16 protein-coding genes and 1 pseudogene are annotated in these 20,650 nt (G+C 70.3%); 11 read left to right on the top strand and 6 right to left on the bottom strand.

What is annotated here, in order from left to right; all coding sequences use genetic code 11:
• Window positions 1-212: 212 nt before the first annotated feature.
• Window positions 213-401, top strand: a pseudogene (locus AB0J64_RS36210) (helix-turn-helix domain-containing protein); the annotation flags it as partial.
• 515 nt (window positions 402-916) lie between these two features.
• Here AB0J64_RS36210 and AB0J64_RS36205 read toward each other — a convergent pair.
• The 5 genes from AB0J64_RS36205 to AB0J64_RS36185 all read right to left on the bottom strand — a co-directional run bounded on the left by AB0J64_RS36205 (window position 917) and on the right by AB0J64_RS36185 (window position 5,047).
• Complete coding sequence (locus tag AB0J64_RS36205; RefSeq protein WP_364037476.1) at window positions 917-1,597, bottom strand: HIT family protein; 681 nt, start codon at window positions 1,595-1,597, stop codon at window positions 917-919.
• A gap of 591 nt (window positions 1,598-2,188) precedes the next feature.
• The gene (msrA, locus tag AB0J64_RS36200; RefSeq protein ID WP_364037473.1) at window positions 2,189-2,743 is read right to left on the bottom strand and encodes a peptide-methionine (S)-S-oxide reductase MsrA; all 555 of its coding nucleotides are present in this window, start codon (window positions 2,741-2,743) and stop codon (window positions 2,189-2,191) included.
• Window positions 2,740-3,219 carry a peptide-methionine (R)-S-oxide reductase MsrB gene (gene msrB, locus AB0J64_RS36195; RefSeq protein ID WP_364037470.1) on the bottom strand — a complete coding sequence of 160 codons (480 nt, stop codon included), beginning with the start codon at window positions 3,217-3,219 and terminating at the stop codon, window positions 2,740-2,742. The genes msrA and msrB overlap by 4 nt, the downstream gene beginning before the upstream one ends.
• Before the next feature lie 831 nt (window positions 3,220-4,050).
• On the bottom strand, window positions 4,051-4,704 hold the full coding sequence (locus AB0J64_RS36190; RefSeq protein WP_364037467.1) for a sigma-70 family RNA polymerase sigma factor: 654 nt from the start codon (window positions 4,702-4,704) through the stop codon (window positions 4,051-4,053).
• Window positions 4,705-4,867: 163 nt separating this feature from the next.
• A complete protein-coding gene (locus AB0J64_RS36185) occupies window positions 4,868-5,047 on the bottom strand; it encodes an SDR family NAD(P)-dependent oxidoreductase (RefSeq protein ID WP_364037464.1) in 180 nt (59 codons plus the stop codon).
• 246 nt (window positions 5,048-5,293) lie between these two features.
• On the opposite strand from AB0J64_RS36185, the gene AB0J64_RS36180 reads away from it, so the two are divergent.
• Window positions 5,294-6,211 (top strand): NADP-dependent oxidoreductase, encoded by a 918-nt coding sequence (locus tag AB0J64_RS36180; protein ID WP_364037461.1) that lies wholly within the window; start codon window positions 5,294-5,296, stop codon window positions 6,209-6,211.
• 154 nt (window positions 6,212-6,365) lie between these two features.
• Here AB0J64_RS36180 and AB0J64_RS36175 read toward each other — a convergent pair whose 3' ends face one another.
• Complete coding sequence (locus AB0J64_RS36175) at window positions 6,366-7,484, bottom strand: IS630 family transposase (RefSeq protein ID WP_364037458.1); 1,119 nt, start codon at window positions 7,482-7,484, stop codon at window positions 6,366-6,368.
• Between the two features lie 1,039 nt (window positions 7,485-8,523).
• Here AB0J64_RS36175 and AB0J64_RS36170 point away from each other — a divergent pair.
• From AB0J64_RS36170 to AB0J64_RS36130, 9 genes are all read left to right on the top strand, one after another.
• Window positions 8,524-9,510, top strand: a complete 987-nt coding sequence (locus AB0J64_RS36170; RefSeq protein ID WP_364037455.1) for a helix-turn-helix domain-containing protein — start codon at window positions 8,524-8,526, stop codon at window positions 9,508-9,510.
• Window positions 9,507-11,498, top strand: a complete 1,992-nt coding sequence (locus tag AB0J64_RS36165) for an aldehyde dehydrogenase family protein (protein ID WP_364037452.1) — start codon at window positions 9,507-9,509, stop codon at window positions 11,496-11,498. The genes AB0J64_RS36170 and AB0J64_RS36165 overlap by 4 nt, the downstream gene beginning before the upstream one ends.
• A 9-nt stretch (window positions 11,499-11,507) precedes the next feature.
• Window positions 11,508-12,557 (top strand): zinc-binding dehydrogenase, encoded by a 1,050-nt coding sequence (locus AB0J64_RS36160; RefSeq protein WP_364037449.1) that lies wholly within the window; start codon window positions 11,508-11,510, stop codon window positions 12,555-12,557.
• A 214-nt stretch (window positions 12,558-12,771) separates the two neighbouring features.
• The gene (locus AB0J64_RS36155; protein ID WP_364037446.1) at window positions 12,772-14,796 is read left to right on the top strand and encodes an AMP-binding protein; all 2,025 of its coding nucleotides are present in this window, start codon (window positions 12,772-12,774) and stop codon (window positions 14,794-14,796) included.
• The gene (locus tag AB0J64_RS36150; protein WP_364037443.1) at window positions 14,796-16,283 is read left to right on the top strand and encodes an AMP-binding protein; all 1,488 of its coding nucleotides are present in this window, start codon (window positions 14,796-14,798) and stop codon (window positions 16,281-16,283) included. The genes AB0J64_RS36155 and AB0J64_RS36150 overlap by 1 nt, the downstream gene beginning before the upstream one ends.
• Window positions 16,280-17,416, top strand: a complete 1,137-nt coding sequence (locus AB0J64_RS36145) for a beta-ketoacyl synthase N-terminal-like domain-containing protein (RefSeq protein ID WP_364037440.1) — start codon at window positions 16,280-16,282, stop codon at window positions 17,414-17,416. Before AB0J64_RS36150 ends, AB0J64_RS36145 begins: the two co-directional genes overlap by 4 nt.
• Entirely contained in the window at window positions 17,413-18,480 is a 1,068-nt protein-coding gene (locus AB0J64_RS36140; RefSeq protein WP_364037437.1) for a beta-ketoacyl synthase N-terminal-like domain-containing protein, read from the top strand. The genes AB0J64_RS36145 and AB0J64_RS36140 overlap by 4 nt, the downstream gene beginning before the upstream one ends.
• A complete protein-coding gene (locus tag AB0J64_RS36135; protein WP_364037434.1) occupies window positions 18,467-19,666 on the top strand; it encodes a beta-ketoacyl synthase N-terminal-like domain-containing protein in 1,200 nt (399 codons plus the stop codon). The genes AB0J64_RS36140 and AB0J64_RS36135 overlap by 14 nt, the downstream gene beginning before the upstream one ends.
• Entirely contained in the window at window positions 19,663-20,646 is a 984-nt protein-coding gene (locus AB0J64_RS36130) for a beta-ketoacyl synthase N-terminal-like domain-containing protein (protein ID WP_364037431.1), read from the top strand. Before AB0J64_RS36135 ends, AB0J64_RS36130 begins: the two co-directional genes overlap by 4 nt.
• Window positions 20,647-20,650 lie beyond the last annotated feature (4 nt).

Here is a 20,650-nt window from a genome sequence, read left to right as displayed (position 1 = left end):
CACCGGCTGTCCCATCACTGGTTCGACGTCACCGCGTCACACACGTCGACGACCACACATGCACGTCCTGCCCCCATTCCGCAGGTTGTGGCCTCGGCCGACGATTCTGGGGTACGACCCGGGTCTTGCCGCAAGCCCCCCTGTGCGCTATACGTTAGGAGAGGTAAGGAGAGGATCTTTCTGCCTCTGCCCCTTACCCCCGCTGGGACCGACAGAAGGCCTCGATCCGGGTCATCGCAGCTGAGTTGGGTCGCAGCCCCTCGACGGTCAGCCGGGAGGTCGCTCGTAACCGCACCGATGGCACCCGAGTCACGAGAACCAGGTCCTCCGCCGTCAGCTCGGCAGCTGGCCTCGGTGGGGTGGCGCCGACCGTCTCTGGCTTGCGGCGTTGTCGCGACTGATACACCGCCGCCGGTGGGCGGAGGTGTTCCCGGTCACCCCGGCGACGATCCTGCGTTGGCATCGCAGTCTCCCTGGCGCGTAAGTGGACTTTCACAGACAGGCGGCGTCCGGGACGGCCCTGCACCCGCCGACCGGTCAAGGCACTGATTGTGCGGATGGCGCGGGAGAACCCGAGCTGGGGGCATAGAAGAATCCAAGGCGAGTTGGCCGGGCTGGGCTACAACATCGCGGTCTCCAGAGGGTTTCCGATGTCCTGAGACATCACAGTTGCGCGCCCTGCAGGATTCGAACCTGCGACCGTCGGATTAGAAGCAAGATCCTTTAATGTCGCACTGCGCCGTTGAGTGATGGTTCATGCCACCTCAGCGCGTTCTGTGTGTCCGGCAGTACCGGGTCCTGACGACGCGTGGCGGGGCGCACGAGCACATCGGAGTCGTCGCTGGTTCCAACTGTCACCCCCTGCGCCGTCCGCATGGGGCAAACTAGGCGGACGGCGCCGGGAGTGACGCCGCTTTCAGAACGCCGCGGCGGTTCTGATGTGATCGGCCAGTGGCGACAGCGACGACAGCGGCAGTTCCCGATGCGTCCATGCCTGCCTGAGATCCTCGGAGGTGTAGCGGGGAAGCAGGTGAAGGTGGAAGTGGAACACGGTCTGCCAGGCCGTAGGGCCGGTGGCGTGCCAGATGTTCATCCCGCCCGGTTCCAGCGCGCGCCGCAGCAGGGCGGCGGTGTGCACAGCACCCTGCATCAGCAGGCCCGCGCGCTCCGGTCCAATGTCGGTCAGGTCGCGACAGTGCTCGCGGGGGACGACCAGGGTGTGACCGCGAGTCGCCTGCGAGATGTCAAGGAAGGCGACCACGTGCTCGTCTGAGTAGACGATCTCCGCGGGGATCTGCCCAGCAACGATGCCGCAGAATGTACAGGTCCCGGTCATGGCCGCCTTTCCTCCGCTTGATCGAACCAGAGCGTAGCGACGCCGGATCAGGTTGGGGAGAGCGGGGCGCGTCCAGAGCCTCACTGCGACCAGTGCCGTCGAGCTGTGGTCGAAGCCGGCCTCAGTCCTCGTCCGCGGGCAGGGTGAAGAAACGGACGTAGACGAGGCGGGCGTCGGGCGGGCCTCTTCGGCCTTACGGCTGTTGCGCAGGAACAGGGCGATGTACTCGTCGTAGAAGGCGCCGAGGTCTTTCTTGGTCATGCGGGCCAACCTGCGTGAGCCTTTCGCCCAGCCGGGGTCGGTCGGCGTCCTGCGCGCACAATATGGCGCCTACTACTTCTTCCCATCTGGTCGGCGTCGTCCTGGTTTGATGGAAGAGACCTGCCCTTTGTCTCCGTCCGCGTGGTCAACTTCGCGCTTTCTGTTGAGGCGTTGCAAGCTCTTCTTCACATCGCGGACAGCCTGACGCCAACGGTCCTGCTCGCGGTAGAGCCGCTGTGCGGGATCAGGCCGCCAACCAGCCAGGCGGGTGAGCTCTTCGTCGAATTCCGTGAGATCCCATGCCAGGCCCGACGGCGCCAGGCACGTCGGCGTCGCTCTGCATCCCAAACGGTGTTGTGCGGTCCACGCGGAGCGGTTGCCGGACGGCTTCCGTCTCGACCTGATACTTCCGGCGGGCAACCGCTGAACGCGGAAAGGACTGACCGTCATTCTTCCCGGACCGAGGGCAGGGACCGTGGCCAGCCTCGGAGACGACACCACCATCGGGCACACGATCGGCGCCGTTCGTGACGGAACCGGTGAGGGCGCGCTCACCGCCTCAGTGGTGAACGCGCCCTCACAATAAAGCCCTCAGACTGAGGTCGCAGGGCGCCTGGGCAGTATCCAGTCCGGACGCGGGAAGTGGCATGTGTAGCCGTTCGGGTACGCGATCAGGTAGTCCTGGTGCTCGGGTTCGGCCTCCCAGAACGGCCCTGCGGGCTCGATCGTCGTCACGGCCTTACCCGGCCACAGGCCCGACGCGTCGACATCGGCGATCGTGTCACGTGCGACCTTCTCCTGTTCGGGGGTGAGCGGGAAGATCGCCGAGCGGTAGCTCGTGCCGATGTCGTTGCCCTGACGGTTCAACGTCGACGGGTCGTGGATCTGAAAGAAGAACGCCAGGATGTCACGGTAGGTCGTCTGCGCCGGATCGAAGACGATCTCGACCGCCTCGGCGTGGCCGGGGTGGTTGCGATACGTGGCGTGATCGTTGTCTCCACCGGTGTATCCGACGCGCGTGTCCAGCACGCCTGGCTGCCGGCGAATGAGGTCCTCCATGCCCCAGAAGCACCCGCCGGCCAGGATGGCCGTCTCGGTGCCCGGTTCGCGGGTGATCTGTCCGGTGTCATGAATTCCGCTGGTCATGATGCGTGCTCCTCTGTGCTGGTGGTGTCGGCCGTCTCGAACAGCGAGCGGTACTCGCCGTAGCCCTGCGTCTCGAGCTCGGAGACCGGGACGAAGCGCAGCGCCGCCGAATTCATGCAGTACCTCTGGCCGCCGGCGTCGGCAGGACCGTCATCGAACACGTGCCCGAGGTGACTGTCAGCTCCGGTGGACCGCACCTCCGTGCGAGTCATCCCGAACAACCTGTCCGTCTCCGAGCGAACAGCGTCCGCCACGATCGGCTTGGTAAAGCTCGGCCATCCGGTGCCGCTGTCGTACTTGTCGGTCGACGAGAACAGAGGCTGTCCGGAGACCACATCCACGTAGATCCCCGGCTCATGGTTGTTCCAGTACTCGTTGCGGAACGCCGGCTCCGTTCCGTCCTTTTGAGTGACGCGGAACTGGCTGTCGGTGAGGCGGCTCAGCGCCTCCGGAGTCTTGCTGTAGTCGTGCGACACGATGTCTCCTCTTCTGACGTCGCTGGCTGCGGCGTCACTGGAAACAACATCGCAGAGAATCGTTTTGGTCCCGGGTTCCTGAGAACTCGCTGTGACTGCGATCTCAGGTTCGGGTGGAAGGGTCAGGTCCGAAAGCCCGCGTCGACGAGTCTGCCGATGAACTCGAGCATGTCAGCGATGTGGCCAGTAGCTCGCGGCTCTTACGTTGGAGTGCGGACGCTCGAATGCGACCGCTGACCTCAGATGTCCCGACATGCGGCACATCCTGAACCGTTGGCCCGCACAAGTACACGCCGGCACCGCCAGCCTTCACAGGCACGAAGTCGCGCAACGGCAACGTCCCGCTATTGAACAACTGCAATGACACCGCTGCGATCTTTCCCGGGAACGCGCTCTGCGAACGCCCAAAGTGCCGACGCCTCCGGACACGCCGGGTTGGCTCAGCCGGTGCAGCCGACTCATTCTTGGAAGCTGAGCCTGGACACCGGCACCACCTTCAGGAGTCTCCATACGGACGGCCCCGATACATGCGAGGCATTGACGATGATCCGTTCGTCAAGCCGATTCAGCGAACGGGCCACGGCCAAGTCTGATCATCCGGGCCTCCGACGTGCAGATCATGGTCCTGCACAGCGGCTAACAGGCCCCGCGCGTCCTCCGCACACGGTCCGCACGCAGCCAAGTGCGACGCCGATCCCGGATAGCGCGCGGCCGCATCGACTCCGGCCGCGAGTAGCTCGACATAGACGTGCAGCACTGCCATCGCCCCATCACACCCGATGTCACGTGGGTCGGTGGCCAGGAATCGCTCGAAGCCGTCCCACCACCCGGTCATGACCTTTTCACCTTTACCTGTTGGTCAGTAGGCTGGGCAGCCGCCGGCTCCCCTTCCAGATAGCCATTAGCGGTCAGGAAACTGCGGATCTTACGGCGTGCATCGAAAACGGTCTTGTAGATCGCTCCCCGATTCGATCCGGACCGAGACACCATCGCATCCAGCGGTACACCGTTGACCACGATTGCGACGAACAGGCGACGCTGATGATCGGTCAACGTCTCGTCCACGGCCCGCCGCACGGCCGTGATCAGCTCCCGCTGCTGTGCCTGCGCGAGCGGGTCGACAGCGAACCGTGCAGGGAGTCGTTCCCAATCCTCGGCGTCTGAGAAGACAGATGGCCGACGCCAAAAGTGGCGGCCGAGCTTGCTGGAAACCTCCAGCACCACAAAGCGATACGCCCAGGTCGTGAATCGGCTCTCCCCGCGAAAGGTATCGAGCTTCCCCAGTAGGGAAACCATCGCATCGTCAGCGGCCTGCTGTGCAAGGTCATCGAGTTCGGGCCCACCGATGCGGGCGGCGGGCCCGCGCCGATGCGCCTCACGGGTCGCCACCCTGAGCAACATCACGTGCAGGCGGGCCAGCGCCCTGTCCCGTTTGGTTCCAGAGCTGTGGAGCGCGGTCAGCCACGACGAGGAGTCCATGTCCATCCCGGTAAGCTCCAATCCGGTGAGTGTGCCGCCTGTCGTGGGCGTTCCAGCATCGCCGCAGTCTGCTCCGCGGCCGATGGCTCCTACGTACCCCCGGTTCTCAAGTTGCAGCGGGTGGCTGGCCAGATGAGGTCGGCCAATCTGTTGATCATGAAAAACAGAACTATTTAGTACCCGACGTACTCGCCCTAATCGTGTTGGCCGCTTCGTCCAGTTGGTCGGCAGTACGGCCGAGAAGGATGACATCGGCTCCGGCCCGGGCAAGTCCAGTCGCGATCGCTGCGCCGATACCCCGGTCAGAGCCGATGATCAGGGCGGTCTTGCCAACAAGTTCAGCCGGCATGCGTGAGGATTCTTCAGCGCGATCTGCGCGAGTGCGAAGGCACGACAGATGACACCTGCGCCTACCTCATGAGCGTCGATCCGTCGCGCCGTCTTGCCGACAACTTCGCGATCGCGCTCGTTCCTCGACGCCCTCGCGCCACAACCCTTACCGATCAGCGTGGTAAGAGGCCGAGAGTTGGTGCCGCTAACGCTGGTGAACCGAAAACGCCGTGTTGGCGAGGACTGGATGCAATGGAGGTGCCGGATGAAGGCGATTGTGGTGACGGACCAGGCCGCGGGAACGGCCGGGATGACGCTGATGGAGCGGCCCGAGCCGGAACCGGCGATAAACGACGTCGTCGTTCAGGTTCATGCGTCGGGATTCGTCCCGACTGAGATGGCGTGGCCCTCGACCTGGACCGATCGCCGCGGCCGTGACCGAGCACCGTCGATCCCTGGACACGAGCTGGCCGGAGTGGTCACCGCCCTCGGCTATGGCACGACGGGGCTGTCGGCGGGACAGCGGGTGTTCGGTATCACGGACTGGCATCGCGACGGCACCCTGGCGGAGTATGTGGCCGTCGAGGCACGCAACCTCGCGCCGCTGCCGGGCGACGTCGACTTCACGGTAGGCGCGAGCCTGCCGATCTCGGGCCTGACCGCGTGGCAGGGACTGTTCGAGCACGGCCGCCTTCAGACGGGGCAGAGCGTCCTCGCGCACGGCGCGGCCGGCGCGGTCGGGTCGATGGTGACGCAACTCGCACGAGAGGCCGGCGCCTACGTCATCGGCACCGGACGCGCCACCGACCGTCAGACGGTGCTCGACTTCGGCGCGCAGGAGTTCGTCGACCTTGAGAACGACGCGCTGGAGGACGTCGGCAAAGTCGATCTAGCGTTCGATGTCATCGGCGGCGACATCGGGAAGCGGTCCGCACGCCTGATTCGAGCCGGAGGAACACTGGTGTCCGTCGTCGGGCCGCCCGAGGCGCGGCCCGCCGACGGCCTGGCGGTCGACTTCGTTGTCGAGTCCGATCGCGCCCAACTGCGTGAGATCGTCCAGCGGGTACGGGACGGTCGACTGCGGACGAACATCGGCAACATCGCGACCCTCGACGACGCCGTCGCCGCACTCAATCCGACCGAGCGGATCAACGGGAAGACGATCATCCGCGTTCGTCCGTGAGGACTCGAGGACCGAGGACTCAAGCACGCGATCGTCGGGCAGGCGGCAGGTCGGCACAACCAGGCTGGCATTCCCTGGGCAACTGGTGGAGATCAAGCTCGCCGCCAAGATATCGCCAGCTAGTGGGGTGACCACGAACGTTCACCGGGTTTGATCACGCGGCTTTGGGGTGTGGCCGGACCCAGCGGTGCTGACGTTCGCTGCGGATGCGAGCGCGTTCGCGACGTTGGGCTGTAAGCACGTCAGGATGGCGGGCGTTGGCATTGCGCCAGCGCAAGTACGCCTGCAACGCGCGAGCCAGGACGACGTGGTTGGGATGGTCTGAGCCGGCGATGACGAAGGTGCGCAGCGGCCCGAACTGCGGCTCGATGGGGTTGGCCCAGGAATCGTAGGTCGGAGTGAAGCACAGTTCGACCTTGTGGTTGGCCGCCCAGGCGCGGATCGCCGGTGTCTTGTTGGCCGACAGGTTGTCCAGGATGACGTAGATCGGGGCGCCGTCGGGGCGGGCGGCGCGGATCGATTTCAAGGCGGCCAGGGTGTTGGCGCCGCTCTTGCCGCGTCGGGTGATGCCCCACAGCATGTCATCGCCGAGTGAGTAGCAGCCGTGGAAGTAGCGCACGCCGTGGGTGCGGGTGTAGGTCGCCGGCAGCCGGTCTGGCTTGCCGCGCTCGGCCCAGCCAGCGCCCTGGATAGGGCGGATGGATAACGGGCCGAACTGGTCGAAGGCGAAGCACCGGTTGGGGAAGCGGCTGGTGACCTCCTCGATCCGGTCCAGCTTGGCGTCGAAGTCCGGATCAGTGGAGGTCTTCCATGTGCGAGTGCGCTGGAAGGAGATGCCGTGCCGGCGCAGCAGTGAGCGCAGGTGCTCGCGCCCGATGACGACCCTGCGGTCGCTGTGACGCGCCAGGTGGTCGGCGAGCTTGCGCACGCTCCAACGTGTGAACGGACGCCTCAAGCGGGCCGGGCGCGTGGTGGCCGTCTGGATGATGAACGCGATGTCCTCATCACTGATCAGGCGGGGACGGCCTCCCGCCCACTGAGGGTCCAGCGCGGCCAGCCCCCGCTCGTTGAAGGCATGGATCACATCGCGCACGGTGTCCTCATGCGCCGCCACCAGCCGCGCGATCGCTGGAGCGGGCGTCCCGGACGCCGACGCCATGATGATCAACGCACGACGAACCCGGATCGAGTCGTGCCTGCCACGACGCACAATCTGCTGCAACCGGCGTCCCTCATCCTCGCTCAACCGCCGTGCCCTGACCGGCTCCGCCATCTACGCACCTCATCCTCAACGACAACCTGCTTGCCATCGAGAGTGACTGATCAACCGGATGCCTCGCATCCGGAGCGGCCCGTCACCCGACCCGGTGAACGTTCGTGGTCACCCCACTAGTGACCACTCCCGTGGACGCAACCCATGGGCAGCCCGCGTTGCGGTGTCTGGGGGTGTCCCGCTCGGCAACACAGTTTCGTACTGTGAGCTGGAGTTTTCTGTTCGACCATCGCAAGGTGTTGTTATCGCTTGACTACCGGTTGGTAAGGGGGCTTTTTCGGCCTGCTGACGGTGCTGGTGCGCGCTGATCTGTCCAACGATGCTGAGCTGCTGGTGCTCCGTCACGAAAAACAGGTACTCCGACGCCAGCTCGGCGGTCGGCCGCGGTGGACACGCCGACCGACTTTGGCTTGCAGCGTTATCGCGGCTGGTTCACCACCGTGGTGGGCGGAAGTATTCCCGGTCACCCCGGCGACAATCATGCGCTGGCATCGCAACCTCGTGAGGCGCAAGTGGACCTTCACCAACAGGAGGCGCCCGACGACCCTGCACCCTCCAGCCGGTCAAGGCCCTGGTTGTGCGGATGGCGCGAGAGAACGCGACCTGGGGGCACCGGAGAATCCAAGGCGAGTTGGCTCGCCTGGAGTACACGATCGCGGTCTCCACAGTGTGGGAGATCCTTCACGCCACCGGTATCGATCCCGCGCCCTGCCGGGAATTTCTGCGAGGCCGCATACGAGACCCTGCACTGGAAGCTGCACTGAAAGGATCACCGTTTCCGGTGGCGCAAACGCCGAGGAAACCCCCTGCCGTATTGACTGCCCCTCAACGTCCCTGACGCGACGGGGGCGACCGTGACGCAACCATGACCTGACACGGATGAGCCGCGAACACGTCGAGTCGATAGTGGACGGGTCATGGAGCGTTCCGCATCGGAAGGCGGTGTGCCTTATGCCCAGCTGAATCAGGTCCCAATAGCTTGAGGACCAGGTTCTGCGCGATCCAGGTTGCGCAAAACACGAATTCCGGAGGTCACCACATGACTTTGCCGCCTTCGCACAGCGCCCCGCCCACCGTCCTCGTCGTCAGTGACGTTCCCGCGGAATTACCCGGACTCGCCCCCGTGCTCCCGGCCTTGCGCGACGTGATCGGCAAGGCGACCGGGCGGCCCGCGTGCTGGCTCTGGGTCGGACGGCCCCGCCGTGGCGCGGCGGCCGATGACACGCTGAGGACCTGGGCGCGCCGCGCCCACGGGCTGGTTCTCCTGGCCGGTGTCCGCAACGAATCCTGCTCAGTAGAGGTCCAGCTCGCCCTGGACCGGCTCGCGGGCGGCGCCCTGCGCCGGAAGCCGGTCGGCATCGTGTCGGTCGGCGTCGGGCAGAGCAGCCACGCGGTGGACCACCTCCGCGTCGTGCTGGCCGCGCTGGGGGCGGTGGCCATTCCGAAGGCCCTGCACCTGCCGGTTCATGAGCAGCCGCCGCCCGGCCTGGGACAGCCGCGCGACGGTGCCCGGGCGTTCGTCGACGAACTGCTGTGGTTCGCCGCCCGGCTGCGGGAGGACGTCCCGCTCACGACCGCCCACCCGCCGAAACGCCCCGACCACGCCGCCGCCGTGCACGTGGCGGCCGCCATCTCGTACATCACCGAGAACTTCGCCGACAACGACCTGACCCTCGAGTCCGCGGCCCACGTCGCGCACATGAGCAGGTACCACTTCTCGCGGACCTTCAAGAAGCACACCGGACGCCGGTTCATCGACTTCGTCACCGAACTGCGCATGCAGCGCGCCCAAACGCTTCTGCTGAAAACGGATCTGCCATTGTCCGACATCTGCGTCCAGGTCGGCTACCGCGATCTCAGCCATTTCCAGCGGACCTTCAAGGCGGCCTTCGCTGTGACACCGTCCGTCTACCGGTCGGCGGCCCTCGCTGGGCTCACCTCCGCGGGCACCGCCCAGGCCGGCGGGCCCGACGCCTCGTCGTCCGAGCCCGTACTGGTCTCCTCGTATGCCGGGAACCGGCTGTGACCGGGCTCGTGCCGCACTACCTGTGCGGCCGATGGCGTACGCCCACGGACCTCGGGACACCGCGGCGGCACGCGGTGTCAGGGGAGGAGGTCTACCGGGTCACCGCGGTCGGCGTCGACGCGGGCCCAGCCGTGGCGCACGCCCGTACGGTCGGCATCCCCGCCCTGCGCGGCCTCGGCTTCGCGGAGCGCGCCCGGGTCGCCAGACTGCTGGCGCGTCATCTGGCCCGGTACCAGGCGGAGTTCGTCGCTCTGGCCGGGCACCTGGGCGGCTCGCCCGCCGATGCCGAACAGGACGTCCGGGCGGGGCTGGACGCGTTGCTCGGTCACGCCGACGCCGTGACCCGCCACTTCGCGGGCGAGACGACCAGCGACGGGAACCTGCTCGTCGAGCCCGTCACCCATCTGCCGCCCATGGCCCACCTGTCCGCCGCCCCGCCCGGAATCGCCGTTCACGTCAGCGGCTTCGCCGACCCCGTGAGCACGATGCTCGACGGCTTCGCGGGCGCGTTCGTGCTCGGGGCGCCGAGCATCGTCCGGCCGTCGCGCCGTACCGCGGAGCTGACGGCCCACCTGGTACGGCGCGTCATCGAATGCGACGCCGTCCCGCCGGGCTGCCTGCAACTGGTGACCGGTCCCGCCGACCTGACCGGCCATCTCGGCCCGCACGACCAGTTCCGGTTCAGCGGCACCGCCGCCACGGCCGGGCGGTTCCGCACCCTGCTCGCGCGGCGGCCAATGCCGCCCCGCGCGGAGTTCACCGCCGGGATTCTCGACTGCGCCGTCCTAGGCATGGAGGCGGCGGACCACGGCCGGGCGCTCGACCTGTACGTGGAACGTCTCGTGGCCGGCATGTCCGCGCACAACGGCCAGACCCGCCGGGCGGTACGCCGTGCCTTCGTTCCCGAGGCCCTGATGGACGCCGTCAGCCAGGCCACGTCGTCGGCCCTGGGCGGACTCCGGTTCACGGACCGGGAGTGCGGAGACCCGGCCCTGGGCCCGCTGGTGGACGCCGCGCACCGGCGCCGCCTGTTGTCCGCGCTCGCACGGTTGCGCCGAGCGGCCCGTACGGTATGCGGCACGCCCGAGGACGTGGCGTTCGCGGCGAAGGAGTACGGGCCCGGGGCGTACCTGCCGCCGGTCCTCCTCGCCGCCGGCGACGCACAGGCCCAGGACCTGCACCGGGTCGAGGCGTTCGGTCCCGTCGTGGCACTCGTCCCGTACCGCGACGCCGACGAGATCGCCCGCGCGCTGGCCCTCGGCGCCGGCGGCCTCCGAAGCTGGATCGTCACAGCGGACCCCGGCCAGGCCCGCGACCTCGCCCGCGCCCTGGCTCCGACCCACGAACGCCTGCACCTCATCGACCCCGGGACCTCACCCGCCACGGACGCGGCACTCGCGCCCGGCAAGGGGCAGCACCCCGGCCGCCTGCGTACCCGCCTCACCGCGACCACCGTCGGCGGCACCCCGGCCCACCTGACCGCCGCCACCGACCGCTGGACGCCAGGAAGCCCGCCGAACACACCCGGTACGAGCCCGCTACGCCTGCACCTGCGCGACCTGCGCATCGGCGACACCGTCACAGCCGGGCCCCGCGTCGTCACCCGTGAGGACATCGCCGCCTTCGCCGAACTGACCGGCGACCACTACTACCTGCACACCGACGAGGCCGCCGCCGCCGATCACCCGATCTTCCGCGGCATCATCGCCCACGGCCACCTGGTCGCCGCGCTCGCGACCGGGATGCTCGTCCCGCCCGAACACGGGCCTGTGCTCGCCAACCTCGGTCTCGACAACCTCCGCTTCCTCGCCCCCGTCCGCCCCGGAACCCCGCTCACCGTCGCCATGACAGCCGTCCGCATCACCCCGCGCCCCGGCACCGGGCGCGGCGAGGTCCGCTGGCACGCGGTCGTCACCGGCGCCGGAGACCGGCCCGTCGCCCGCTTCGACCTCACCACCCTGACCGCCGACCGGCCCACCACCGACTAAGGACCCACCATGCGCGCCGCGATCATTCACGGTCCCTACGACGTCCGCGTCGAGAACGTCCCCGATACCCGCCTCAGCGAACCCGGCGACGCCGTCGTCCAGGTCCTGCGCTCCTGCGTGTGCGGCACCGACCTGTGGGCCTACCGCGGCGAATCGCCGCGCCGGCCCGGCCAGCGCCTCGGCCACGAGTTCCTCGGCACCGTGACCGACACCGGGCCCGACGTGACCGCGATCCGCCCCGGCGACCTCGTCCTCGCCCCGTTCGCCTGGTCCGACGGCCGCTGCGCCCCGTGCGCCGACGGCTTGCCCACCTCATGCGTGAACGGCGGCCTGTGGGGGGCGGTAGGCGCCGACGGCGCCCAGGGCGAGGCCGTCCGGGTTCCCTACGCGGACGCCACCCTGGTCCGCCTCCCGTCTCACGCCGCCTCCGACGACCGGCTCCTCAACGCCCTGCTCGCGCTCTCCGACGTCATGGGCACCGGCTACCACGGCGCGGTGTCCGCCGACGTCCGCCCCGGCGCGGCCGTCGCCGTCATCGGTGACGGCGCCGTCGGCCTGTGCGCCGTCCTCGCCGCCCGCATGCTCGGCGCCGAGCAGATCATCGCACTCGGCCATCATCCCGCCCGCCTCGACCTGGCCCGCTCCTTCGGCGCCACCGCCGTCGTCACCCGGCGCGGCGAGGCCGCCGTCGCCGCCATCCGCGAACTCACCGACGGCCACGGTACGCACGCGACGATCGAAGCCGTCGGTACCCGCGAGTCCATGCGTGCCGCCCTGGGCGTCACCCGCCCCGGCGGCGCCATCGGCTGGGTCGGCGCCCCCCACGGCAACACCGACGCCCTCGATCCGATGACGCTCTTCCTCCACAACATCAGCCTCCGCGGCGGCCTGGCCCCCACCCGCCGCTACATCGACGACCTCCTCCCTCATGTGCTCGACGGCACCCTCGATCCCTCGCCCGTCTTCGACACCAGCCTCTCGCTGGAGTCGGTCCCCGCCGCCTACCAGGCGATGGACGCCAGGACGGCGCTCAAGCCGTTGATCACACCCGGCGGCTGACCAGTCGCGGGTTCCCCTGCGGCAGAAATTGCGTGGGTACTCTTCGCGCTCGGACGAGATCTGGTGGATGTTGCTCGACACGCCGGGCGGGGCGCGCAATCCGTTGCCCGGAAGCGAAATCGCAGGTGAACTTGACTCGTTTCCGCAACGACCGCGGCACCGGAGAGAGGGTGCGCGCGGCGGCGCGTTCCCTCCCGTGAAAGCCGGTGGTCCCATGCTGTCCGCGTTCACCGATCTGTCCGTGGCATCCGCGCGCCGTACCCTGCTGCCCAGGGCGAGGCGCGTCGCCGTGGCCCAGGACCCCGGCCTCGGCGGCGGGAACCTGTGGCGGACGGCGCTGGCGCACAGCCGCGATCCGGATGCCACGTTGGTCGTGGCGGATCCGCCGATACCCGGCGTCGACGGAGCAACTCGCGCCGAGTTCGGAATCGCCGCGCTGTGCGCGCTCGCGGACGCGTGGTCGTCCTGGTATCTCGCACAGGGCGTGCGGCCACGCGACCGGGTCGCGCTGTATCTGGAGGACTCGTTCGAGGAGCACGCGCACCTCGCCGCGCTCGCGCAGATCGGCGCGATCGCCGTCGTCGTCAACGGTCGGCTTCCCGGCGAGGTCGCGCTCGGGCTCATGCGGCGCGCCGGCACAGTGGGCCTCTACACCGACGCCGCGCACCTGGCGCGACTCGGCGGGGGCGAGAAAGAGCTCCCATCGCTGCGATGGGCGTTCACCCGATCTGAGGCCGGCGACCTGAGCGGCGCCGTCCTGCCGGACCGGGCCCGGTACCGGCACAGCGACTCCGACCCGATCTTCCTGTGCCACTCCTCCGGCACCACCGGCGACCCGAAGCTCGTCATCTGGACGCACGGGCAGGGCACGGCGGGGCCCGCCTTCCGGCTGTCCACCCAGCCCGAGCCGGACGACTCGCTGCTGTTGTGCGCGGCGCCGCTGTCGCACGGAGCGGCCATCGCCGTCACGTACTTCGCGTTGCTGGCCGGTCTGCCGATGATCGCGCTGGCCGACCGCAGCGCGGCGGGCCTGTCCCGGGCGGCCGCCCGGTACCGTCCCACGACCGTGTTCGCGTTCAACCATGTCCTCGCCGAACTGGCGCTGTCCGACGCCGATCCGGAGGATTTCGACTCGGTACGCGACTGGGTGAACGTGGGTGACTCCGCGCACGAGGTCCACATGCGGCGGCTGGTGCGGCTCGGCCACCGCGACGTCGGGGGCGAGCGGGTGCCCGGCTCGATGTTCCACGACATCCTCGGCTCGTCCGAACTCGGCTGGGCGGCGTTGCGCCGTACCACCACCGCCGACATGCTGTCCGCCCCGCGCCACCTCGGCAGACCGGTGCCCGCGATGAAGGTCGCGGTCCTGCGCGAGGACGGCAGCCTCGCCGGCCCCGATGAGGTGGGCATGCTCGGCGTACGCGGTGACTCGGTCACCACCGGCTACTGGAACGACTCCGACACCACTCACCGCAGCCGGCTCGCCGGGTACTTCCTCTCCGGCGACCTGGTACGCCGCACCGCCCGGAACGAGTACTTCCACGTTGACCGCATCGTGGACGCGATCCACACGGCGGGGGGGACGGGCCACTCCGTCCTGATGGAGGACACGGTGCTGCTCGCGCTGCCCGAGGTCGCCGACTGCGCGGTGGTGGCCGGAAATGACGCCGGGGCGATCGTTCCGGTGGCAGTGGTCAGGCTGCGCGACGACGATCCGGCGTCCGGCCCGGACAGCGACTTGGACACCGGCCCGGACGCCAGCCCGGCCGCCGGGCTTCTTGGCCGGGCCAACTCCGCGCTCGTGGCGATCGGCCAGCCGCCCCTCGCCGCGCTGGAGATCGCGGTCACCGACGACGACCTGCCGGTCGGTGCGACCGGCAAGGTGCTCAAGCGCCGGCTCCGCGAGAAGTACCGGGATCTGGCCGCTCATCTGGCCACCGCGCCGCACGCCGCCGCGGCAGGGCACGTACGGCCCTGGGGGCAGGTGGTCGAGACCCTGCGCCACCTCGCCGAGGACGTACTCGACGCCGAACCCGGGCAGGTCTCCATGGCCGACGGCTTCCACACCGACCTGCAGATGGACTCCCTGCAGAAGATCGAGCTCGTCACTCGCGTCGAACGCGCCTTCGCCGTACGGCTGGAGGCCGAGGAGGCCGCCGGGACCGAGGCGCTCGCCGACATCCTCGATCTCCTGACCCGCCGCGGCCTGGTCGCCGCCGCACCGGCCGGCGGCGCGTGATGGACCCCGTCGAGATGCTGCTGCTGCGCCACGTCGCGGCCGGGCAGGGCGGCCGGACCGCTCTCGCCGACCACCTACGTACCCTGACCTACGCCGAACTGACCCAGGCTGCCTGCGACCACGCCGGAGCGCTCGCCGCCGCCGGAGTACGCCGCGGCTGCCGTGCGCTGGTCGTCGGCGACGACAGCGCGGACACCGTCGTCGCGGTGCTGGGCCTGTGGTGGTATGGCTGTGTTCCCGTCGTCCTCAGCCCGATGTTGCGCGATACGGAGATCGCCTTTGTCGCCCGCGACTGCGCCGCCGAGTACGCCTGGATAGCGCTGCCCAAGGGGCGGCGCGACAGCCTGCGTGAGGCGCTCGGCCCGCTGCCCGTGCACGAACCGCGCGCCACCCGCGCCGCCGACGTCGGGCCGCCCGCCCCGTTCGTGCCGGAAGCGGAGGTCCTGGTCCAGTACACCTCCGGCAGCACCGGGCAACCGCGCGGCGTGCGCCACAGCATGGCCGGGCTCCGCGCCGTCCTCGACGGCTTCGGCGGTGTCCTCGCCCTCACACCCGACGACACGGTGCTGTCGACCGCGAAACTGTCCTTCGGCTACGGCTTCGGGAACTCCGTGCTGTTCCCGCTGGCGGCCGGCGCCCGGTCGGTGCTGCTCGCGGGCCCCGTCGATCCGTACACCGTGATCACCGCCGTCCACCGGCACCGGCCGACCGTGCTGTGCGCGGTGCCCAGGCTGTACGCGGCCCTGCTCGACATCGTCGCGCGCGGCACGGTGCTGGACCCGTCGTCCCTCCGCCTCGCGCTCGCCGCGGGCGAGCATCTGCCCGCCGAGCTGTCCGCCCGCGCGGCGCGGTTGCTCGGCGTCCCGGTGGTGAACGGGCTGGGGGCGACAGAGGTGCTGCACATCGTCCTGGCGACCGACCCGCAGGACATCCTGCACGGCTCCACCGGCAACCCGGTGCCCGGCGTCACCGCGACCGTACGGGACGACGACGGCCGCCCGCTGCCCGCCGGCTCGCACGGCCGCCTGCACATCCGGACCGCCTCGGCCGCGCTCGGCTACATCGACCGGCCCGGGGACTCCGCGCGCACGTTCGCCGACGGCGGTGTCTACACCGGCGACATCGCCTACCGTACCGAGGACGGCGACTTCCGCCACGTCTGCCGGGCCGACGACCTGCTCAACCTCGGCGGTTTCAAGGTCGCGCCCGCCGAGATCGAGGCGGAACTGCGTACCACTGACGGCATCGCCGACCTGGTCGTCGTCGGCGGGCGCGACGACACGGGGCTGGAGCAGGTCGTGGTTCACGCCATTCCCGCCGACGGCGTCACACCCGATCAGGCCCGCCGCGCCCTCAGGCGTGCCATCCGGGAGAACCTGCCGCCGTACAAGCGGCCTTCGCGCGTCGAGGTGCTCGCCGCGCTGCCCACCACCTCCACCGGGAAGCTCGCCCGTTACCAGTTGCGCGCCCCGCGGGAGCCGCGATGAGCGGGGACATCGTCGGCATGGGCGTCGTCACCTGCCTCGGCGACGAACCCGAAGCGGTGCACCGGGCGCTGTGCGACGGACGTACCGGTGTCGCGCCGCTGCGGGCCTTCGACAGCGCACTCTTCCGGGTCAAGCACGCGTACGAGATCGACGACCGGACCGTCCTCGGCCAGGACGAACCGGGGCGCGCCTCCCGCTGGCTGCGTGCCGCCGTCGCCGCGGCGCTCGCCGACGCGGGGCTGCCCGCCACTGTCCCCGACGTGCCGGTCATCGTCGGAACCACACTGCGCGAACTGCGCTCCGCCGAGCTGTGGTGGCGCGACGGGCACTCGCTCACCCCCGCCGAACTGCACTTCGGCCAGGTGATGCGCGACGCGTTCGGCACCAGGGAGACGCACACCGTGGCCAGCGCGTGCGCCGCCGCTCTCTACGCCCTGGGCATGGCCACCGACCTGATCGCGCTCGGCCTCGCCGACACCGTCGTGGTCGCGGCCACCGACGCCATCACCGAGAGCTCCTTCGGGGGACTCGACCGCGTGCAGAACCCGCCGCCGCAGGCCATACAGCCGTTCGCGAGGCACCGTCGCGGCATGGTCATGGGGGAGGGCGCCGCCGCGGTCGTCGTACGAGCCTCTGGCGCCCATCCCCGCCCCGCACACGCCTGTGTCCGCGGGGTCGCGATGAACTGTGACGCGGCGCATGCCACCGTACCCGACGTCGCGGGCGTCGCCGGCGCCGTCCGCGACGCCCACCGCCGTGCCGGAGTCGACGCCGCCGACATCGACCTGGTCGTGGTGCACGGCAGCGGCACACGCCACAACGACGCGGTGGAGGCCGGCGTACTGCGCGACGTCTTCCGGGGCGTCCGGCCCGGCCCGCTGGTCACCTCGGTGAAGTCCGGCCTGGGCCACACCTGCGGGGGATCCGGTCTGATGAGCCTGATCATCGCCGTACTGGCCATGCGGACCGGGGAACTGCCGCCGATACCCGGGCTGAGCGACCCCGCCCCCGAGGCTGGGGACCTGCGCCTCGTCGCCGACCACCCGGCCCGTGGCCGCTTCGACACAGCGCAGATCAACGCCATCGGCCTCGGCGGCATCAACGCCGTCGCCGTCATCGGCGGGGCCGCATGACACGCGCCGTGATCACCGGCTGCGCGCTCGCCGTCACCGGCGTCGCCGACGAATACGACCTCCTCGGCCTCGGCACCGCCGCCGCACCCGAGGACGACGCCGCCCGCGCCGAAATCGGGCTGCGGCACAAGGACCGCGCGTCCCGGCTCGCCCTCCGTGCCGCACGACGGGCGCTGCGCGGCGTCACGCTGCCCGCGTCGGGCACCGCCGTCATCGTCAGCAGCAACCTCGGGAACCTCGACACCGTCTGCGAGTTCGTCGACACCATCGGCAAGGAGACCGTCATCGGTCTCAGCCCAATGCGCGTGCCGCACATGTCCAGCAACGTCACCGCGAGCTGGATCGCCCTCGACCACGGCCTGCGGGGACCCAATATCACCCTGTGCAGCGGCACCACCAGCGGCCTGGACGCGATCTTCTGGGCCACCGCCCTGCTCGCCGCGGGCCGCGCCGAAGTCGCCGTCGTCGTCGGCGTCGAACCGGACACCGCGCCGGTCGCCAGGCTGCACGGCGGCACAGCGCGACTGGACGGCGCCGTGTGCCTCATCCTCGAGGCACCCGCCCGGGCCCGCGCCCGCGGCGCCCGGCCGCGCGCCGAAATCCACGCCTACGGCAGAGCCGCCGACCGCGCCGAGGCCGTTCACCGCGCGACCGGCACGTGGCGGGGCCCCATCGGACTGCGGCTCGCCGGGGGGCCGGGTATCGGTATCGCGGCCGACGCGGTCGATCTCCCCGCGGGTCCGGGTACCGGCCACGCGGCCATCACAGTCGATCTCACCGCCCGGCTCGGCCGCTGCTCCGGCGCGCTCGGTGTCCTGCAGTGCGCCGCCGCCCTCGCCTGGCTCGACCGGCCCGGCCACGACGCCGTGCTCGCGGTCGCCGGCGACGACGGCACCGGCGACCAACCCGACGGGGAAGGCGATCCGAGCGCGGTGGCCGCCGTGCTGCTCACCCGGCCTGCCGAGAACGTGCCCACTCAGCCCGCTGACGGCCTGCTCGCCCGGCCCGCTGACGACGTCACGTACGGGAACGGCTTTGGAGGTGATCGGCATGATGATGCCTGATCGGCGTCGTGCGGTGCTGACCGGTCTTGGTGCCGTCTCCTGCCTGGGCGCGGGCGCTGAGGCTCACTGGGCCGGTCTGCTTGCGGGTGGAGCGGCGCCCCGCGAGGTCGATCTGCCGTACATGCACATGCGGGCCAGGCGTATGTACCTGACACCGCCTTCCGCGATCCCCGCCGACCCCGGCACCCACGCCGGAATCCCGCTCGGCCCGGCCCCGCGTATGGCGGTCGCGGCCGCACGTGAAGCACTCGCGGACGCCGGCATCGGCCGCGGCGACACCGTACGCATCCCCGTCGTGATGGGCGTCGAGATGGGCAACGCGAGCGTTCAGGAAGAGCAGCGCGGCGCGGGCGGCACCCCGCCGTGGACCCCGCTCGCGGTCACCGCCGCGGTCGTCGCCGAGGCGGTCGGCTCGCGGGCGGGCACCGCCGGCTTGGGCAACGCCTGCGCCGCGGGCGGCTACGCGCTCGGCGTCGCGCTGGACGTCATCCGTGCCGGCGAGGCCGACGTGGTGCTCGTCGGCGGCGCGGAGGGCATCACCCGGGTCGGCATGGCCGGGTTCGACCGGATCCGGGTGACCGATCCGTACGGCTGCCGGCCGTTCGCCCGCGACCGGGCGGGCACCGTGTTCGCTGACGGCGCCGCGTTCGCGGTCCTCGAATCCGCCGCCCACGCCGCATCGCGGGGAGCCCGGCCGTATGCAGAGCTCGGCGCCGCCGCCTGGAGCTGCGACGCCTACCACCACCCCACCGCCCCGGAGCCCGACGCGGTGCAACTGGTCCGGGCCATGCGGAACGCGCTCGCCGACGCCGGAGTCCGGCCGGAGCAGGTGGGCTGTGTGCTGCCGCACGCGACCGGCACCCCCGTCAACGACGCGGTGGAAAGCCGGGCACTACGGCGCGTTTTCGGCGATTCCTCCGGCCGTCCACCGGTGTTCGCGCTCAAGGCGCTCATCGGCCACACCTCGGGGGCCGCAGGCATGTTCGCGTGCCTGACCGCCGCGCTCATCGCCTCCCGGGCCCGGATCCCGGCCAACGCGCCCCTGGACCAGGACCCGGAGTGCGACGTGTGGCTGCCGCAGGACGGGCCCGTACCGCTGAACCGGCCGGCCGTGCTCGTCAATTCGTGCGCGACCGGCGGAGTCAACGCCTCGTTCGTGCTCTCGCGTGTGGGAGACCCGACATGAACGCCCCGGTCCGCGTACGCGTCCTCGGCCTCGGGATGATCGCCCCCGGCGCCCTCCGGCCGGCCCGCGCCCTCGAACCTCCCGTGGAACCGTTTCCCGACTGGTTCGACGCCGAGGCGCTGCTCCCCGGCCGCGGCTACCGGAAACTGCCACCGGCCTGCCGGTACTTGCTCGCTGCGGCCCGCTCGGCACTCGACGACGCCGGTACGTGGTTCGCCGGCCTCTCACCACGGGACCGGGCGGCCGTGATCGGCGGCAACAACGCGGGAGCCGCGCTCCAGGACGACTTCGACCGTACCGTCATCGCCACGGGGGCGGCAGACCTGTCCCCGGCCCGCGTACCGTACATGGCGCTGAGCATGTTCGGCGGCCGGCTGGCCCCGGAACACGGGCTGCAGGCATTAGTCCTGACCACCAACTCCCCGGCGGTCGCCGGACTGGAGGCCGTACAGACGGCGGCGCGCGCACTGGCCGCCGGGCGTGCCACGGCTGTGCTCGCGGGCGCCGTCGAAGACCGGCCCACGCCCGTCCAAGGCGGTGGGTCCGCGCACGACCTCGGCGCCGCCGTGCTCGTGTGCGTACAGGAAGGTGTTTCGGTCGCCGGAGAACGGGCGTACGGCCACTGCTCCGTACGCGGCGCGTTCGTCGGCGCGGCGGGCGGGGTGCCCGAGACCTCCGACGTACTCGACCCGCTGTGGAAGGAACTCCTCGCCGACGGCCGGCCGGTCGCGCGCATCGACGCCGTGCTCGACGACTCGCCCGCGGGAGCGGCGGTCGCCGGGTGGCTGACCGCACGCGCGGGCGACCGCGCCGTCACCATCCTCACCCGGCCGCCGGGCAGCGGATCCCTCGCACCGCTGCGCCGCGTGGTCGGCCGGATGGCGGCCGGTACGGCCGAGCGAGCCGTGGTGCTCGCCGTGTCCACGCACGGCCACGTCTCGATCGCCGACGTGCTCCCCGGCACGGCGGGCGTTCCGTGACGGT

The organism is Nonomuraea sp. NPDC049695 (assembly GCF_040674955.1).
Taxonomy (GTDB): Bacteria; Actinomycetota; Actinomycetes; order Streptosporangiales; family Streptosporangiaceae; genus Nonomuraea; species Nonomuraea helvata.
This window is presented reverse-complemented; position numbering and strand designations above follow the sequence as displayed.

What these genes read in the sequence shown, in the direction of transcription:
- AB0J64_RS36130 (WP_364037431.1), top strand. Translation starts at nt 19,663, where the DNA reads ATGAACGCCCCGGTCCGCGTACGCGTCCTCGGCCTCGGGATGATCGCC.
- AB0J64_RS36170 (WP_364037455.1), top strand. Translation starts at nt 8,524, where the DNA reads ATGACTTTGCCGCCTTCGCACAGCGCCCCGCCCACCGTCCTCGTCGTC.
- AB0J64_RS36155 (WP_364037446.1), top strand. Translation starts at nt 12,772, where the DNA reads ATGCTGTCCGCGTTCACCGATCTGTCCGTGGCATCCGCGCGCCGTACC.
- AB0J64_RS36175 (WP_364037458.1), bottom strand. Translation starts at nt 7,484, where the DNA reads ATGGCGGAGCCGGTCAGGGCACGGCGGTTGAGCGAGGATGAGGGACGC.
- AB0J64_RS36205 (WP_364037476.1), bottom strand. Translation starts at nt 1,597, where the DNA reads ATGACCAAGAAAGACCTCGGCGCCTTCTACGACGAGTACATCGCCCTG.
- AB0J64_RS36190 (WP_364037467.1), bottom strand. Translation starts at nt 4,704, where the DNA reads ATGGACATGGACTCCTCGTCGTGGCTGACCGCGCTCCACAGCTCTGGA.
- AB0J64_RS36150 (WP_364037443.1), top strand. Translation starts at nt 14,796, where the DNA reads ATGGACCCCGTCGAGATGCTGCTGCTGCGCCACGTCGCGGCCGGGCAG.
- AB0J64_RS36180 (WP_364037461.1), top strand. Translation starts at nt 5,294, where the DNA reads ATGAAGGCGATTGTGGTGACGGACCAGGCCGCGGGAACGGCCGGGATG.
- AB0J64_RS36160 (WP_364037449.1), top strand. Translation starts at nt 11,508, where the DNA reads ATGCGCGCCGCGATCATTCACGGTCCCTACGACGTCCGCGTCGAGAAC.
- AB0J64_RS36145 (WP_364037440.1), top strand. Translation starts at nt 16,280, where the DNA reads ATGAGCGGGGACATCGTCGGCATGGGCGTCGTCACCTGCCTCGGCGAC.
- msrA (WP_364037473.1), bottom strand. Translation starts at nt 2,743, where the DNA reads ATGACCAGCGGAATTCATGACACCGGACAGATCACCCGCGAACCGGGC.
- AB0J64_RS36135 (WP_364037434.1), top strand. Translation starts at nt 18,467, where the DNA reads ATGATGATGCCTGATCGGCGTCGTGCGGTGCTGACCGGTCTTGGTGCC.
- AB0J64_RS36185 (WP_364037464.1), bottom strand. Translation starts at nt 5,047, where the DNA reads ATGCCGGCTGAACTTGTTGGCAAGACCGCCCTGATCATCGGCTCTGAC.
- AB0J64_RS36140 (WP_364037437.1), top strand. Translation starts at nt 17,413, where the DNA reads ATGACACGCGCCGTGATCACCGGCTGCGCGCTCGCCGTCACCGGCGTC.